Genomic DNA, 14,367 nt, shown 5'->3' with positions numbered 1-14,367 from the left:
ACTCACCCGTTCGCCGCTCGTGTACCCCGAAGGGCCTTACCGCTCGACTTGCATGTGTTAAGCACGCCGCCAGCGTTCGTCCTGAGCCAGGATCAAACTCTCCGTTGAAGACTCACAACCACACCCCCAAAAGGGTGCAATCAGATCAAAAACCAGAGTCCGAAAACCCAGCAAAACAATCGCCAGCAAAAAGCTGACAAAAAAATCCGACCCTCCCACACGGGGAGCGGAAGAGCCGGAACCAAATAAACATTTGGCACTGACATTCATCGACACACTATTGAGTTCTCAAAGAACACACGCACACACCATCATTCGGTTTGAGCCGATTGATCGGTGAAGCAACTTTTCAAGCTTAGCCCAGTCGGGAACCCAGTTGCAAACCAGGGTCTCGTTCGAGCCAGTGTGAGCGTCAGGCGCTCCTCGTCCTACCTCGTTTCCCTGGCCTCTCGCTCAGCGTTTCCGCTCAGCTCTTGGGCCCCGGGTCGGTGTCCGTGTCGCTCTGACTTGGAATAAGTTACGTGTCTACGTGCACGATGTCAAATCCCCTGGTCAGCACGCATTTTCGCGGAAACGTTCGTAACGTGCGGCCGACCCGGACGGAATCGGCACTCAATCCGCAGCCCCGACACGCACCACATCGCCGCCCAACGCCTGCAGCTGCTCGACGAAATTCGGATATCCGCGATCGATGTGGAAGACGTCGTGCACTTCGGTGGTGCCGTCGGCGACCAGACCGGCGAGTACCAAACCGGCGCCGGCCCGGATATCCGACGACCACACCGGAGCGCTCGACAACCGCGGGATCCCTCGCACCACCGCGTGGTGCCCGTCGGTGCGTGCGTCGGCGCCGAGCCGGATCATCTCTTCCACGAACCGGAAGCGTGCCTCGAAGATGTTCTCGGTGATCATCGAGGTGCCGTCGGCGATGGACGCGAGCCCGATGGCCATCGGCTGCAGGTCGGTCGGGAAACCGGGGAACGGCAGCGTCGAGAAGTTCACCGCACGCGGGCGCTCGGCCTGGATCACCCGGAAGCCGTCCGTTTCGAACGAGATGCGGGCCCCCGCGGAGCGCAGCTTGTCCAGCACCAGTGACAGATGCTTGGGGTTCACGCCGGTGACGCGGATGTCCCCGAGGGTCATCGCTGCGGCGATGCCCCACGTGGCGGCGACGATGCGATCACCGATGACGCGGTGGGTGGTGGGCGAGAGCCGTTCGACGCCCTGAATGGTGAGCACCGAGGTGCCCGCCCCACTGATCCGCGCACCCATCCGGACGAGCATGTTGCACAGGTCGACGATGTCGGGTTCGCGGGCGGCGTTGTCGATCACCGTCTCCCCTTCGGCGAGCACCGCCGCCATGAGGATGTTCTCGGTGGCGCCGACCGAGGGGAAGTCCAGGCGGATCCGGGCGCCCTGCAGTTCGTCGGCCCTGGCCACCACACAGCCGTGCTCGATCTCGCTGGTCGCGCCGAGCAGGCGCAGACCGGCCTGGTGCATGTCGAGCGGGCGGGAGCCGATCGCGTCACCACCGGGCAACGCGACGACTGCGCGCTTGCACCGCGCCATCAACGGGCCGAGTACGCACACCGACGCGCGGAACTGAGTCACCGCGGGGAAGTCCGCGTGGTACTTCGGCTCGGCAGGCGTGGTGATGGCGACCACGCCGCCGTCGATGGTCACGTCGCAGCCGAGTCCGCGCAGGACATCACCCATGAGCGGCACATCGAGGATGTCCGGGCAGTTCGTGATGGTGGTGGTGCCCTCGGCCAGCAACGCAGCGGCCATCAGTTTGAGGACGCTGTTCTTGGCGCCCCCCACTGTGACCTCACCGACGAGTCTGTTTCCGCCGGTAACCAAAAACCGTTCCATGCCGCCTCTCCGCGTATTCGGCGCACTGTTGGTGCAAGGATAGTTGGGGCGGCGCACTACGGTGCCGCGTCTCCACGACTCCCCTCGCCTCCGGACATTTTCGCCGTTCGAGCGAGTGCCTCGGGGTGAGTTTTGCGGGCCGGCGAGGTGATCCCTTCGCCTTGCCGGCCATACCCCGTGATCGCTCGGGTACTCGCCTCCGGTGCTACGCGATCAGGCGCTCGGCTGTCGTCCGCCGGGCTTCCACAGGATATCGCCGCCGGGATTCGCCACCCGGCTGAGTATGAACAGCAGATCCGACAGGCGATTGAGGTACTTGGCGGGCAGGACGCCGGTGTCCTCCGGATGCGCCTCGATCGCGGCCCAGGCCGAGCGCTCCGCACGACGGGCGACCGTGCGAGCGGTGTGCAGCAGGGCCGCCAGCGGCGTACCGCCGGGCAGGATGAACGAATCGAGCGCGGGCAGTTCGGCGTTGAAGTCGTCGCACCATGCTTCGAGCCGGTCGATGTAGGGCTGGGTGACCCGCAACGGCGGATACTTCGGCTCCGCCACCACGGGTGTGGAGAGGTCGGCTCCGGCATCGAACAGATCGTTCTGTATCTGCCGCAGCACCGCGTGCATCGTCTCCTCCGGCCCGCCGAGCGCGATCGCCACACCGATGGCGGCGTTCGTCTCATCGCAGTCGGCGTAGGCGACCAATCGGGGGTCGGTCTTCGCGACCCGGGAGAAATCGCTCAATCCCGTGGTCCCGTCGTCGCCGGTTCGGGTATAGATCCGCGTCAGATGCACGCTCACAGCACAACCCTAGCGGGAGCAGCCGGAGGAAGTCCGGGCGGGAACGCGCTTACTACAGGCCCGGCATCCGGCGGGTGCGGTCGGAGGGGCGTGATTCCACCCAGGACAGGAAAGCGGTCAGGGAGTCGCGATCCAGGGCGAGTTCGAAGTCGCCCGTGCGATCGGACACCGCGATCACGGCGATATCGTCGGTCATGATGTCGTACTCGTCGCCGCGGGGACCGCGCCGATCACCGATCTCGATGCCTTGCCGCCGAATGGTGGAGTCCGGGCCGAGTTTCAGGCTGGTGAGCTTGAAAAAGACGAGCCGATCCTCGTCGTAGCGCATCAATCCGTGTCGCCACCCCTGACCGCCACGAGCGGGGAGGACGCGCAGGATCGCGGCAGTTCCGCCGCGGCGCAACATGATCAGGCGATAGGTCGAGGCGAGCGCGAGGAACACGAGCGTGAGCACCAGAATGATCAGCAGAACCATCCCGGTTTGCAATGCCGTACGTCCCTTCGCTACGCCGCCATGTCGTCGACACGGCATCCGATTGGCGGTGTCCACAGGCTCTTCGTGAGCACGCAGGCTGTGCGCCCGTCGAGCCTTGATGTTCACACCGCGTGCGGCCATTCAATCACGGCCCCGAGTTTACAAATGGCCCGGCCGTGTCCGACTCGCCTGAAAGACGCCGTCGGCGGTGAAGGGACTCTTCACCGCCGACAGCATTTGTTCTCGATGACAGGTTGTCGATCAGGCGTTCGCGACCTGTTCGACCGCGCGCACCCGGGCCTGAGCCGCCTTCTGCTGCTCCTCGCTGGCGTCGGAGTCGGCCAGCACCCGGCGGGCCGCCTCCACGTCCACCTCGTCGGCGAATTCCGCCGACTCGGCGAGCACCCGGACCGAGTTCGCGGTGACCGAGAAGAAGCCGCCGTGCACCGCGGCGACGATGCGCTGACCGTCGGTGTCCACGATCGTCACGGTGCCGCCCTCGACCAGCTGGCCGAGCAACGGCTCGTGCCCGGCCATGATGCCGATCTGGCCCTCGGTGGTCTGCGCGCTGACGAACGACGCCTGGCCGGACCAGAGCAGTCGCTCGACAGCGACGAGATCGACTGACATTTCCGCCATCGGTGACTACTTTCCGAGGATCTTCTTGGCGGCCGCCTCGACGTCGTCGAGACCACCGCAGCTGTTGAAGGCCTGCTCCGGGTAGCTGTCGAATTCGCCCTTGCAGACACGATCGAAGTCGTCGATGGTCTGCTCCAGCGGCACGACCGAACCCGGCTGACCGGTGAACTTCTCGGCCACGATGAAGTTCTGGCCGAGGAACTTCTCCAGACGACGGGCGCGACCGACGAGGACCTTGTCCTCTTCCGACAGCTCGTCCATACCGAGGATGGCGATGATGTCCTGCAGTTCCTTGTACTTCTGCAGGATCCGCTTCACCTCGTTGGCCACCCGGAAGTGCCGGTCGCCGACGATCGAGGCCTCCAGGATGCGGGAGGTCGAGGTCAGCGGGTCGACGGCCGGGTAGATGCCCTTCTGCGAGATCGGGCGGGAGAGCTCGGTCGTCGCGTCCAGGTGGGCGAAGGTGGTCGCCGGGGCCGGGTCGGTGTAGTCGTCGGCGGGCACGTAGATGGCCTGCAGCGAGGTGATGGACCGGCCACGGGTCGAGGTGATGCGCTCCTGCAGCTCACCCATCTCGTCGGCCAGCGTGGGCTGGTAACCGACGGCGGAGGGCATGCGGCCGAGCAGGGTCGACACCTCGGAACCGGCCTGGGTGAACCGGAAGATGTTGTCGATGAACAGCAGCACGTCCTGGTGCTGCACGTCGCGGAAGTACTCGGCCATGGTCAGGGCCGAGAGGGCGACGCGCATACGGGTGCCCGGCGGCTCGTCCATCTGGCCGAAGACGAGGGCGGTGTCCTGGAGGACGCCCATCTCTTCCATCTCCAGGTGCAGGTCGGTGCCCTCACGGGTGCGCTCGCCGACGCCGGCGAACACGGAGGTACCGGAGAACTCCCGGGCGATACGGGTGATCATCTCCTGGATCAGAACGGTCTTGCCGACGCCGGCGCCACCGAACAGACCGATCTTGCCACCCTTCACGTACGGGGTGAGCAGGTCGATGACCTTGATGCCCGTTTCGAGCAGCTCGGTCTTGCCCTCGAGCTGGTCGAACGACGGCGGCTTGCGGTGGATGCCCCACTGCTCGCCCTCACGGCCGAGGCCGGGGGTGTCCAGGCAGTCGCCCAGCGCGTTGAAGACGTGGCCCTTGACCACGTCACCGACCGGCACCGAGATCGGCTTGCCGGTGTCGGTCACGGTGGCGCCGCGGACCAGGCCGTCGGTCGGCTGCATCGAGATGGTGCGCACGATGTTGTCGCCGAGGTGCTGAGCGACCTCGAGGGTCAGAGTCTTGGCCACCGAGGTCAGGGCGATCTCGGCGTGCAGAGCGTTGAACAGCGCGGGGATGGCTCCGCGCGGGAACTCGACGTCCACGACGGGCCCGATGACCCGGACGACGCGGCCCGCGGCGGCGCCGGTCCGGCTCGTGTTGTCTTGAGTGACAGCTGCGGTCATTGGTGTTGGTTCTCTCCGTGTCGATGTGCGGCCTTCGGGGGGCCTTCGTGGTTGCGCACGCTTCCGCTTCCGGCCCCGTGCCTCAGGCGGGGTCTGGTCGGCGGCCCTCGCGGGGCCCTCCGTGGTTACGCACGCTTCCTCCTACGTGCCCGTCGCTCAGGCCGCGTATGGCGCTCAGTCGCGGTCCGAGCTCGACGCCAGCGCGTTCACGCCGCCGACGATTTCGCTGATTTCCTGCGTGATCTGGGCCTGACGCACCGAGTTCGCCTCGCGCTGGAGCACACTCGCGAGTTCGTTGGCGTTGTCGGTGGCGGCCTTCATTGCGGTGCGCCGAGCCGCGGACTCGGATGCCGCTGCCTCGAGCAACGACGCGTAGATACGCGTATTGACGTACTTCGGCAGCAGCGCCGCCAGCAGCACATCGGCGTCGGGCTCGAATTCGTACTGCGCGTGGACATCCGCGGTCGGCGAATCCGACACGATGTCCTCACCCAGGTCGAAGTTCTCGTCGACGTAGCTCACCTGGATCGGCGCCAAACGGCGCACCTCAGGGGTCTGCGTCAACATCGAGACGAAGCGGGTGTACACCACGTGCAGCTCGTCGACACCGGCGATGTCGCCCGTTCCGTTCGGAGCGGGAACCGCGCCGTCGGAGCCCGCCATGAAGGCGTCCACCAGGTGGTGGCAGGCGGCCGAAGCATCGGTGTACTTCGGCTGCTGCGAGAACCCGGTCCACGCCGACACGTAGGGACGGTCGCGGAAGGCGTAGTACGTCAGGCCCTTGTTGCCCATGACGTAGAGCACCGGCTCCTTGCCTTCGTCGCGCAGGGTGGTCATCAGCTCTTCGGCGCGCTTGAGCACGTTCGAGTTGTAGCCACCGCACATGCCGCTGTCACTTGTGATCACCAGCACGGCCGCCCGGCGCGGGTTGGGGCGCTCGGTCAGCAGCGGATGCGAAAGGTTCTTCGACGCGCTGGCCAGCTCGCTGAGGACCTTGGTGATCTCCTCGGCGTACGGCTTCGCGGCCGCGACCCTGGCCTGGGCCTTGGAGATGCGCGAGGTCGCGATCAGCTCTTGGGCCTTGGTGATCTTCTTGATCGAATTCACACCACGAATGCGGGAGCGCAATTCACGCAAGCTTGCCATCAGCGGTTCACACTCCCTTCATTCCCTGCGTTGGATTGGCGGCATTCGCGGGACACGACGAGGTTGCGCAAGCTTCCTCCTTCGTGCCCCTGGCTCCTGCCGCGGATCGAATAGCGCATTTGCGGGCTCGCGTTACTTCTCGACGTGCTTGCGGGTGACCGACAGCGACTCGACCTCTTCGTGGTCGAGCTGGCCCGCCTCGGCCTCGTTCACCACCGGAGTGCCGTCGGAGGTGAGGAAGGTCCCCAAGAACTTCTTGGTGGCCGCCTCGATCTGCTCGGCCGCCTCGCCGTCGAGCACCTTGCCGCCCTCGATCGCCTTGAACGCGTCGGCGGCGCTGCGGTGCAGGTCCTCCAGCAGTTCGGCGTTGAAGCGGCGGATGTCGCCGACCGGGACGGAGTCGAAGTGGCCGCGGTCGACCAGGTAGATCGAGATGATCTGGTCCTCCACCGGCACCGGCGAGTACTGGTCCTGCTTGAGCAGCTCGACCCAGCGGGCGCCGCGCTCGAGCTGGGCCAGCGAGGCCGCGTCCAGGTCGGAGGCGAAGGCGGAGAACGCCTCCAGCTCGCGGTACTGCGCCAGCTCCAGACGCAGCGAGCCCGCCACCTTCTTCATACCCTTGGTCTGGGCGGCGCCACCGACGCGGGAGACCGAGGTACCGACGTTGATCGCCGGGCGAACGCCCTTGTTGAACAGGTCGGACTCGAGGAAGACCTGGCCGTCGGTAATGGAGATGACGTTGGTCGGGATGAACGCCGAGATGTCGTTGGCCTTGGTCTCGATGATCGGCAGACCGGTCATCGAGCCCGCGCCCAGCTCGTCGGACAGCTTCGCGCAACGCTCCAGCAGGCGGGAGTGCAGGTAGAAGACGTCACCGGGGTAGGCCTCGCGGCCCGGCGGGCGACGCAGCAGCAGCGAGATGGCGCGGTAGGCCTCGGCCTGCTTGGTCAGGTCGTCGAACACGATGAGCACGTGCTTGCCCTGGTACATCCAGTGCTGGCCGATGGCCGAACCGGTGTAGGGGGCCAGCCACTTGAAGCCGGCGGAGTCGGAGGCCGGGGCGGCGACGATGGTGGTGTACTCCAGCGCGCCGTGCTGCTCCAGCGCGGCCTTCACGCCCGCGATGGTGGAGCCCTTCTGGCCGATGGCGACGTAGATGCAGCGCACCTGCTTCTTCGGGTCGCCGGTCTCCCAGTTGGCCTTCTGGTTCAGGATCGCGTCGATGCAGACCGCGGTCTTGCCGGTCTTGCGGTCGCCGATGATCAGCTGACGCTGGCCGCGGCCGATGGCGGTCAGCGCGTCGATCGCGGTGATGCCGGTGGCCAGCGGCTCCTCGACCGGCTGACGTTCCAGCACGGACGCGGCCTGCAGCTCGAGCACGCGCTGTTCCTCGGACTCGATCTCGCCGAGGCCGTCGATCGGCTGGCCGAGCGGGTTCACCACGCGGCCGAGGAACTTGTCGCCGACCGGAACCGAGAGCACGTCACCGGTCCGGCGGACCTCCTGGCCCTCCTCGATCTCGGCGAACTCGCCGAGGATGACCGCACCGATCTCACGGTCCTCGAGGTTGAGCGCGACGCCGAGCACGCCGCCCGGGAACTCGAGCAGCTCGTTGGCCATCGCCGAAGGCAGGCCGCTGACGTGCGCGATGCCGTCACTGGTGTCGGTGACCACACCGACTTCTTCGATGGAGGTCTCGGGGGTGTAGCTCTTGGTGTAGCTCTCGATCGCGCTACGGATCTCATCGGAGGAGATCGTCAGCTCCGCCATGTTCTTCCTGCTCTCGCTGTCTGGGTCTGGAATGTCGGGGTGGTGGAAGCGCGCTAGGCCAGTGCCCGGCGCAGCTTCTCCAGTCGGCCGAGGGCGCTGCCGTCGATCACGTCGTCACCGACGCGCACCACGACTCCGCTCAGCAAACTCGGGTCGACCTGGATGTGCACCGTGGTCGCCTGGCCGTAGATGCGCCGCAGCGAGGCGGCCAGCCGGTCGCGCTGCTGCTCGGTGAGCCCGATCGCGGCGCGCACATGCGCGACGATCTGATCGCGGCGAGCCGCCGCGAGGTCGGCCAGTTCGTCGAAGGCGGCGCCGATGCCCGACCGCTGCCTGGTCACCACCTGCTCCGCCAGGGTCAGGGTGATGGCCTCCGTCTTACCGGTCAGCAGCTGGTTGATCAGCTCGCGCTTGGCCGAATCCGGCTGCGACCGATCCGACAGCGCCTGCTCCAGCTCCGGGTTGTCGCTGATGATCCGGCCGAGCCGGAACAGCTCGTCCTCGACCGCTTCGAGCCGGCCACGCTGGGCCGCCGACTCCAGCAACGCCTCCTGGCCGAGCAGCACCAAGGTGCCGACCAGGTCGGAGGTGCGCGACCAGTTCTGGGCCACCGCGGTGGTCAGCACTGCCAGCGTGGCAGCGCTGACCTTGCCGCCGAAGACCCGCTCGCAGAGTTCCGCACGCGCGGAACCCGGCACCGACACGTCCGCGAGCGCCACACGCAGCGAACGCTGGTCGTCCAGCACGGCGACAACGGCGAACAGTTCCGAGCCCGTCGTGGCCGCGGCACTGTCGCTTCCGGTCAGAGCGGCCCGAAGCGCCTCCCGAGACCGGGCACTGGCCTCGCGGCTCGCTGCGTACATGCTTCTCACTTTCGCGTCGCTACCTTCCGACCCCGATGCCTGCGTCGGCCTGATCGAGTTCGTCGAGGAACCGGTCGATCGACGTGGCCTGCTTGGCCTCGTCGGACACCGACTGCCCGATGATCTTCTCGGCCAGGTCGACGGCCGTGCGGCCGACTTCCGAGCGCAGCTCGGTCAGGATCTGCTGGCGCTGTGCTTCCAGCTGGGTGTGGCCCGCCGCGATGATGCGGTCGGCTTCGGCCTGGGCGTCCGAGCGCATCTGCGCCAGGATCTCCTGGCCCTGGGTGCGCGCGTCCTCGCGGATGCGAGCGGCCTCGAGCCGGGCTTCGGCCAGCTGCTGCTGGTACTGCTGCAGGGTGAGCTGAGCTTCTTCCTGCGCGGCTTCGGCGCGAGCGATGCCGCCTTCGATCTTCTCGGAACGCTCGTCGAGCGTCTTCATCAGGCGCGGAACCACGTACTTGTAGAACAGGATTCCGATGATGAGGACGCAGACGATCGACCAGACGATGTCATACGTTTCGGGGACGAGAGGATTCACATCCTCTCCCTCCGCCGCGGCGAGCAAAACTGACTCGTACATCGGAATCAGAAAATGAAGCCGGCGACGAGACCGATGAGGGCCAGCGCCTCGGTGAACGCGATACCGAGGAACATGTTGGTGCGGATGGTGCCCTGCAGCTCAGGCTGACGCGCGATGCCTTCGATCGCCTTGCCGACGACGATACCGACGCCGATGCCGGGGCCGATCGCGGCGAGACCGTAGCCGACGGCGCCCAGGCCCTTGAAGGTGCTCTCGTTCGTGGCGGCTTCCTGGGCCAGGTAAGCGAGGCTCATGAGTCTTCCATTCCCTTTCTGTTGCTCACCCGCCGGTCGGCGTGGTGCAGCAGGTTTCCGGTAGTTGTGTCGGTCAGGTCAGTGGTCGGCCGCGTGCTGCGCGAGTCCGATGTATACGGCGGTCAGCAGCGCAAACACGTAAGCCTGCAGGAAGATGACCAACAGCTCGAACAGCGTGAAACCGAGTCCCGCGATCAGCGAGAACGGCGAGAACACCTTCATCCACGCGGCGGCGTCGAACAGGAAGAACCAGGTCGCGCTGAAGAACAGCACCAGCATGATGTGGCCGGCCAGCATGTTCGCCATGAGTCGGACGGTCAGCGTGAACGGACGCAGGATGAAGGTCGAGACGAACTCGATCGGAATCAGCAGCACGTGCAGCGCGGGGGGAACATTCGGAACGACGATGCTGCTGCGCATGTAGGTGAGGAAGCCGTACTTCTTGATACCGACGTAGTTGAACGCCAGGTACGCGACGACGGCCAGCACCAGCGGCATGCCGATTCGAGCATTCGACGAGATGTTCAACCCCGGAACGACGCCGGAGAAGTTCAGAAAGAGGACCGTGAAGAAGATCGTCGCGATCAGCGGGAAGTACTTGCGCCCGGTGTCCTTGCCGAGCACCTCTTCGCAGATCTGCTCCTTGACGAAGACCAACCCGATTTCGGCGACATTCTGCAGGCCGCGCGGAACGATCTTCGGCGAGCGGAAGGCCAGCAGCATCACGCCGACCAGAACGAACGACATCAGAATGCGGATCAGCATCAATCGATCGAGTTCGAACGGCGTTCCCTCGAACAGCACAGCTGGAGGGAAGAAGTCGGTAAGCGACGGCGCGTGGAACTCGGCCGCCAGAGTGGTGACGCTCAGCGTTCTCTCCCGTGTTCGGGCCGCGGGTACGGTCATTCCCGCGGTTCGATCGGACATTGACGATCAATTTGGTCGACTCAGGTCGGCTCGAAGTTCGTCAGCAGCTGGGCGGTGGTTTTGATTTCCACCAGGCGTCTGTACGTGTGTCGGCGACATTCGTCGACATGCAGAACCGGAACACCCCACGGAGCCCGGCACGGCAGTAAGCATAGCGGCCCATGCAGGGGATCTCGGCGGTGACCCCTCACTGATCCCCGACTTGGTCGCTTGCTTACCAACACTTTACCAAGCCATCTACGACAGCGTGTAGGGGGTGGGGGTTTTCGTTACTCCTGGGTACCCGGAGCGCTCTGCGGGTCGGTCGTCGTCACGTATGGAACCTTCTGCCGGACAACGCCGTACGTCTCCGCGCCGAGCACGATCACCAGCGCTCCGACGACCGTGAGGAACAGGACGACCCGGTCGTAGAAGTCGAATCGCTGCAGGATCGCGACGACGATCAGTGCCACCAGGACCTTGCCCGCCCAGCTGACCAGCATGATCAGTCCGGCCGTGCTCGGCGGCAGTTTCGCGCCGAACAGCACGACGGCCGCGGTGGTGAGGATGAAGCCGCCACCGATCGCGGCGCCGAGCAGCGCACCCCACACTCCGGGGGTGCCCGCGACGGCGGCGCCGATCGCGACCGCCAGGACCACCAGCACGCCCAGGCCGATCAGTCCGTAGCGCAGCGCGGAGCGCAGCGGCGCGTCGGGGCCGGGGACGGGTTGGGGTGTGAAGCTCACAGCCAACGACTTTACCCGGACGCCGATCCGCCACCCGCCGGGTCCCCACGCCGCAGCCCCGGAATCGCGGTGATCACCAACGCGAAAACCAGCCCGCCCGCCATCAGCAACACGACCAGCGTGCGATCCATCAGCGACGTGCCGACCGCGCCGAACGCGAGCACGCCGACCCACAAATAGATCAACAGCACGACGCGGCGGTGGGAATGGCCGATCTGCAGCAAGCGATGATGCAAGTGCATTTTGTCCGGCGTCGAGAAACTCACGCCCGCGCGGACCCGGCGCACGATTGCGAGCAACAGATCGAGCACCGGAATGAACATCACCGCTCCGACCAGCAACAACGGGGAAAGCAGACCGACGATGTCGCGCGGGCCGTACCCCTGCAGGGGGATTCGCCCCGAAGCGCCGGTCGAGACCGCGGCCAGCATCAATCCGATCAGCATCGAGCCGGAGTCACCCATGAATATGCGCGCGGGCTGGAAATTGTGCGGCAGGAATCCGAGGCACCCGCCCGCGAGCGCGGCGGCCAGCAGCGCGGGCGGGTAGGTGTCGACCGAGCCGCCCTGCTCGTTCATCAGCCCCAGGCAGAACACGAATACGGCCAGCGCCGCGATCAGACCCAAGCCCGCCGCGAGGCCATCCAGCCCGTCGACGAAGTTCATGGCGTTGACCAGCGTCACGGTGACCGCGACCGTGACCAGGCCGCCCTGCAATCCGTCCAGCACGACCGTGGTGTTGCTGAACGGGTTGTAGACGACGTACCAGCCCAAACCCATGACGGCCATGACACCGGCGGCCGTCACCTGGCCGGCGAACTTGGTGAGCGCGTCCAGGCCCCAGCGATCGTCGACGATGCCGACCAGCACGATGACCGTGCTCGCCACCAGCACGGCGATCGGGATGTTGGGTTTGTAATCGAAACCGCTGCGCAGCGCGGGCAATTGGTGGGCGAACAAGACCGCGGCGACCACACCGATGTACATGCCGACCCCGCCCATCCGCGGAATCGGCTTGACGTGCACGTCCCGGTCGCGCGGCACGGCGACCGCCCCGAAGCCGATCGCCAGCACCCGCACACCGCCGGTGGCCAGGAACGTCACCACCGCCGAGATGAGCAGTACGACGAGCAGCTCCCGCAGGGGGACGACGGCGCTCGAACCCATCATCCGAGCTGCGCGGCGCCGCTGAGCGCTTCCGGCGACATGCCGAGCACCTCGGCGATGTCGGCGACGGGCACCGCGCCCACGCGCAGGACGCGCGGCTGGTCGGCGGTCAGATCGACGATGGTGGAGGCGACCGCGTGCTCGGCCGGGCCGCCGTCGAGGTAGACGCCGACCAGCTCGCCGAGCTGGTCGCGGGCCTCGGCCGCGGTCTTGGCCGGGGGCTGTCCGGACACGTTGGCGCTGGACACCGCCAGCGGACCGACCTCGCGCAACAGTTCCAGCGCGACCGGGTGCAGCGGCATCCGCAGCATCACCGTCCCACGAGTGTCGCCGAGATCCCACGCGAGCGAAGGCGCCTGCTGCACAACGAGACTCAGACCGCCCGGCCAGAACGCCCGGATCAGCTCACGCGCCTGCGGACGCACCGAGAACACCAGTCCGTCGATGGTGTTCCAGGAACCGACGAGCACCGGCACCGGCATGTCCCGGCCGCGGCGCTTGGCCGCCAGCAGCGAACTCACCGCCGTGGCATCGAACGCGTCGGCGGCCAGGCCGTACAGAGTGTCGGTGGGCAGCACGACCAGTCGACCGGATTTCAGGGCGCTGGTGGCCGCGGACAGTCCGGCGGCGCGCGAGTCGGGATCCGCGCAGTCGTAGACGGTACTCACGGCAACCATCCTGGCATCTGTTCCGCCTCTCCGGGAATTCAGGCCGTACTAGTGGAATATCAGTTGTGATGTCGGCGGCGGGCAACACCGTAGCCGTTCCCAGGACCTCCAGGCTCGGTATGGGCCGGGGCTGCGACGCGAGTCAGGTGTGGATGGCGGCGACGAAGCGGGGTTTACCTGCCAAGTCCGGGTGCTCGACGACGTCGGCGAAGACACCGGTGGCGGTCAAGAGGGCGGCTACGCCGGAGCCGTTGGTGTCGTCGTGCTCGATGGCGGTGGCGCCGCCCGGGCGCAGCAACCGGGTGATGTTCGGGATCATCCCGCGGATGACCGTGAGCCCGTCCGGGCCGCCGAAGAGGGCGACGGACGGATCGTGCTCGGCCACCTCCGGGTCGAGGGACGCGCCCTCCGGGATGTAGGGCGGGTTGGACATCACGATGTCCACCCGGCCGTTCAGGTCGGTGAGCAACTCGGGATCGGTCGCGTCGTCGGCGTAGAGGGTGATCGGGGTGTCGCCCGCGGCGATGCGGTCGTCGGCGTTGCGCCGCGCCCAGGCCAGCGCCGCTGGATCGAGTTCGACCGCGCGCACATCCGCGTCGGGGCGCGCGTGCGCGACGGCCAGTGCGAGCGCTCCCGACCCGGTGCACAGATCCACGACGATCGGCGTGTGATCGTGCGGCAGCGATTCCAGTTGCGCCAGCGCCCACGCGTACAACAGCTCGGTCTCCGGGCGCGGTACGAAGACGCCGGGGCCGACCGCGAGGTCGAGGGCGCCCATCACGGCCGTTCCGGTCAGGTGCTGCAACGGGATTCGCCGCGCGCGGCGGTCGACCAGCTCGCGGAACTCGTCCAGCTTTTCCGGCGGCACCAGCGGGGTCAGCGCCAGCCTGGTCCGTTCCACGCCGAGGACGTGCGCCGCCAAGTGCTCGGCGTCGGCCCGCGGACTGTGCACCCCGGCGGTCCGCAACGTCTCGACGGCCTCGTTGATGACGGGACGCAGCGCGACTCGGGTCATGGACATGGCACCGACTC

General features: G+C 66.7%; 15 protein-coding genes and 1 rRNA gene. All 16 read right to left on the bottom strand.

Going from position 1 to position 14,367, the window contains the following annotated elements; all coding sequences use genetic code 11:
- Positions 1-108 (bottom strand): 16S ribosomal RNA (locus tag IU450_RS17105); the annotation flags it as partial.
- A gap of 504 nt (positions 109-612) precedes the next feature.
- Positions 613-1,872: a UDP-N-acetylglucosamine 1-carboxyvinyltransferase gene (gene murA / locus IU450_RS17100; protein WP_043688232.1), complete on the bottom strand. Its 1,260-nt coding sequence runs from the start codon at positions 1,870-1,872 to the stop codon at positions 613-615.
- A 213-nt stretch (positions 1,873-2,085) separates the two neighbouring features.
- The gene (locus IU450_RS17095) at positions 2,086-2,667 is read right to left on the bottom strand and encodes a cob(I)yrinic acid a,c-diamide adenosyltransferase (RefSeq protein ID WP_195150748.1); all 582 of its coding nucleotides are present in this window, start codon (positions 2,665-2,667) and stop codon (positions 2,086-2,088) included.
- Positions 2,668-2,719: 52 nt separating this feature from the next.
- Positions 2,720-3,142, bottom strand: a complete 423-nt coding sequence (locus tag IU450_RS17090) for a DUF2550 domain-containing protein (RefSeq protein WP_195150747.1) — start codon at positions 3,140-3,142, stop codon at positions 2,720-2,722.
- A gap of 261 nt (positions 3,143-3,403) precedes the next feature.
- The gene (locus IU450_RS17085; RefSeq protein WP_043688226.1) at positions 3,404-3,781 is read right to left on the bottom strand and encodes a F0F1 ATP synthase subunit epsilon; all 378 of its coding nucleotides are present in this window, start codon (positions 3,779-3,781) and stop codon (positions 3,404-3,406) included.
- A 6-nt stretch (positions 3,782-3,787) separates the two neighbouring features.
- Entirely contained in the window at positions 3,788-5,236 is a 1,449-nt protein-coding gene (gene atpD, locus IU450_RS17080) for a F0F1 ATP synthase subunit beta (RefSeq protein ID WP_195150746.1), read from the bottom strand.
- 174 nt (positions 5,237-5,410) lie between these two features.
- Positions 5,411-6,382, bottom strand: coding sequence for a F0F1 ATP synthase subunit gamma (locus tag IU450_RS17075; RefSeq protein WP_195150745.1), 972 nt, complete (start codon positions 6,380-6,382; stop codon positions 5,411-5,413).
- Positions 6,383-6,514: 132 nt separating this feature from the next.
- Entirely contained in the window at positions 6,515-8,152 is a 1,638-nt protein-coding gene (gene atpA, locus IU450_RS17070) for a F0F1 ATP synthase subunit alpha (RefSeq protein ID WP_195150744.1), read from the bottom strand.
- 53 nt (positions 8,153-8,205) lie between these two features.
- Positions 8,206-9,015: a F0F1 ATP synthase subunit delta gene (locus IU450_RS17065; RefSeq protein ID WP_195150743.1), complete on the bottom strand. Its 810-nt coding sequence runs from the start codon at positions 9,013-9,015 to the stop codon at positions 8,206-8,208.
- Between the two features lie 19 nt (positions 9,016-9,034).
- Positions 9,035-9,595, bottom strand: a complete 561-nt coding sequence (locus tag IU450_RS17060; protein ID WP_195150742.1) for a F0F1 ATP synthase subunit B — start codon at positions 9,593-9,595, stop codon at positions 9,035-9,037.
- 5 nt (positions 9,596-9,600) lie between these two features.
- Positions 9,601-9,849, bottom strand: a complete 249-nt coding sequence (locus IU450_RS17055) for an ATP synthase F0 subunit C (protein ID WP_039796339.1) — start codon at positions 9,847-9,849, stop codon at positions 9,601-9,603.
- Positions 9,850-9,927: 78 nt separating this feature from the next.
- Positions 9,928-10,776 (bottom strand): F0F1 ATP synthase subunit A, encoded by an 849-nt coding sequence (gene atpB, locus IU450_RS17050; RefSeq protein WP_174188880.1) that lies wholly within the window; start codon positions 10,774-10,776, stop codon positions 9,928-9,930.
- A 269-nt stretch (positions 10,777-11,045) separates the two neighbouring features.
- Positions 11,046-11,501 carry a hypothetical protein gene (locus tag IU450_RS17045; protein ID WP_195150741.1) on the bottom strand — a complete coding sequence of 152 codons (456 nt, stop codon included), beginning with the start codon at positions 11,499-11,501 and terminating at the stop codon, positions 11,046-11,048.
- Between the two features lie 11 nt (positions 11,502-11,512).
- A complete protein-coding gene (locus IU450_RS17040) occupies positions 11,513-12,670 on the bottom strand; it encodes a glycosyltransferase family 4 protein (protein WP_195150740.1) in 1,158 nt (385 codons plus the stop codon).
- Positions 12,667-13,335 carry an L-threonylcarbamoyladenylate synthase gene (locus tag IU450_RS17035; RefSeq protein WP_195150739.1) on the bottom strand — a complete coding sequence of 223 codons (669 nt, stop codon included), beginning with the start codon at positions 13,333-13,335 and terminating at the stop codon, positions 12,667-12,669. The genes IU450_RS17040 and IU450_RS17035 overlap by 4 nt, the downstream gene beginning before the upstream one ends.
- Before the next feature lie 142 nt (positions 13,336-13,477).
- The gene (prmC, locus tag IU450_RS17030; RefSeq protein ID WP_195150774.1) at positions 13,478-14,350 is read right to left on the bottom strand and encodes a peptide chain release factor N(5)-glutamine methyltransferase; all 873 of its coding nucleotides are present in this window, start codon (positions 14,348-14,350) and stop codon (positions 13,478-13,480) included.
- Positions 14,351-14,367: the final 17 nt, after the last annotated feature.

It is taken from the genome of Nocardia abscessus, from assembly GCF_015477775.1.
Taxonomy (GTDB): Bacteria; Actinomycetota; Actinomycetes; order Mycobacteriales; family Mycobacteriaceae; genus Nocardia; species Nocardia abscessus_A.
Note: the sequence above shows the minus strand (reverse complement) of the source record. Positions and strands in the feature narration are given on the sequence as shown.

Bases quoted from the DNA above. Each gene is read 5' to 3' on its own strand.
- murA (WP_043688232.1), bottom strand. From the start codon at position 1,872: ATGGAACGGTTTTTGGTTACCGGCGGAAACAGACTCGTCGGTGAGGTC.
- IU450_RS17090 (WP_195150747.1), bottom strand. From the start codon at position 3,142: ATGGTTCTGCTGATCATTCTGGTGCTCACGCTCGTGTTCCTCGCGCTC.
- IU450_RS17085 (WP_043688226.1), bottom strand. From the start codon at position 3,781: ATGGCGGAAATGTCAGTCGATCTCGTCGCTGTCGAGCGACTGCTCTGG.
- atpD (WP_195150746.1), bottom strand. From the start codon at position 5,236: ATGACCGCAGCTGTCACTCAAGACAACACGAGCCGGACCGGCGCCGCC.
- IU450_RS17075 (WP_195150745.1), bottom strand. From the start codon at position 6,382: ATGGCAAGCTTGCGTGAATTGCGCTCCCGCATTCGTGGTGTGAATTCG.
- atpA (WP_195150744.1), bottom strand. From the start codon at position 8,152: ATGGCGGAGCTGACGATCTCCTCCGATGAGATCCGTAGCGCGATCGAG.
- IU450_RS17065 (WP_195150743.1), bottom strand. From the start codon at position 9,015: ATGTACGCAGCGAGCCGCGAGGCCAGTGCCCGGTCTCGGGAGGCGCTT.
- IU450_RS17060 (WP_195150742.1), bottom strand. From the start codon at position 9,595: ATGTACGAGTCAGTTTTGCTCGCCGCGGCGGAGGGAGAGGATGTGAAT.
- IU450_RS17055 (WP_039796339.1), bottom strand. From the start codon at position 9,849: ATGAGCCTCGCTTACCTGGCCCAGGAAGCCGCCACGAACGAGAGCACC.
- atpB (WP_174188880.1), bottom strand. From the start codon at position 10,776: ATGTCCGATCGAACCGCGGGAATGACCGTACCCGCGGCCCGAACACGG.
- IU450_RS17040 (WP_195150740.1), bottom strand. From the start codon at position 12,670: ATGATGGGTTCGAGCGCCGTCGTCCCCCTGCGGGAGCTGCTCGTCGTA.
- prmC (WP_195150774.1), bottom strand. From the start codon at position 14,350: ATGACCCGAGTCGCGCTGCGTCCCGTCATCAACGAGGCCGTCGAGACG.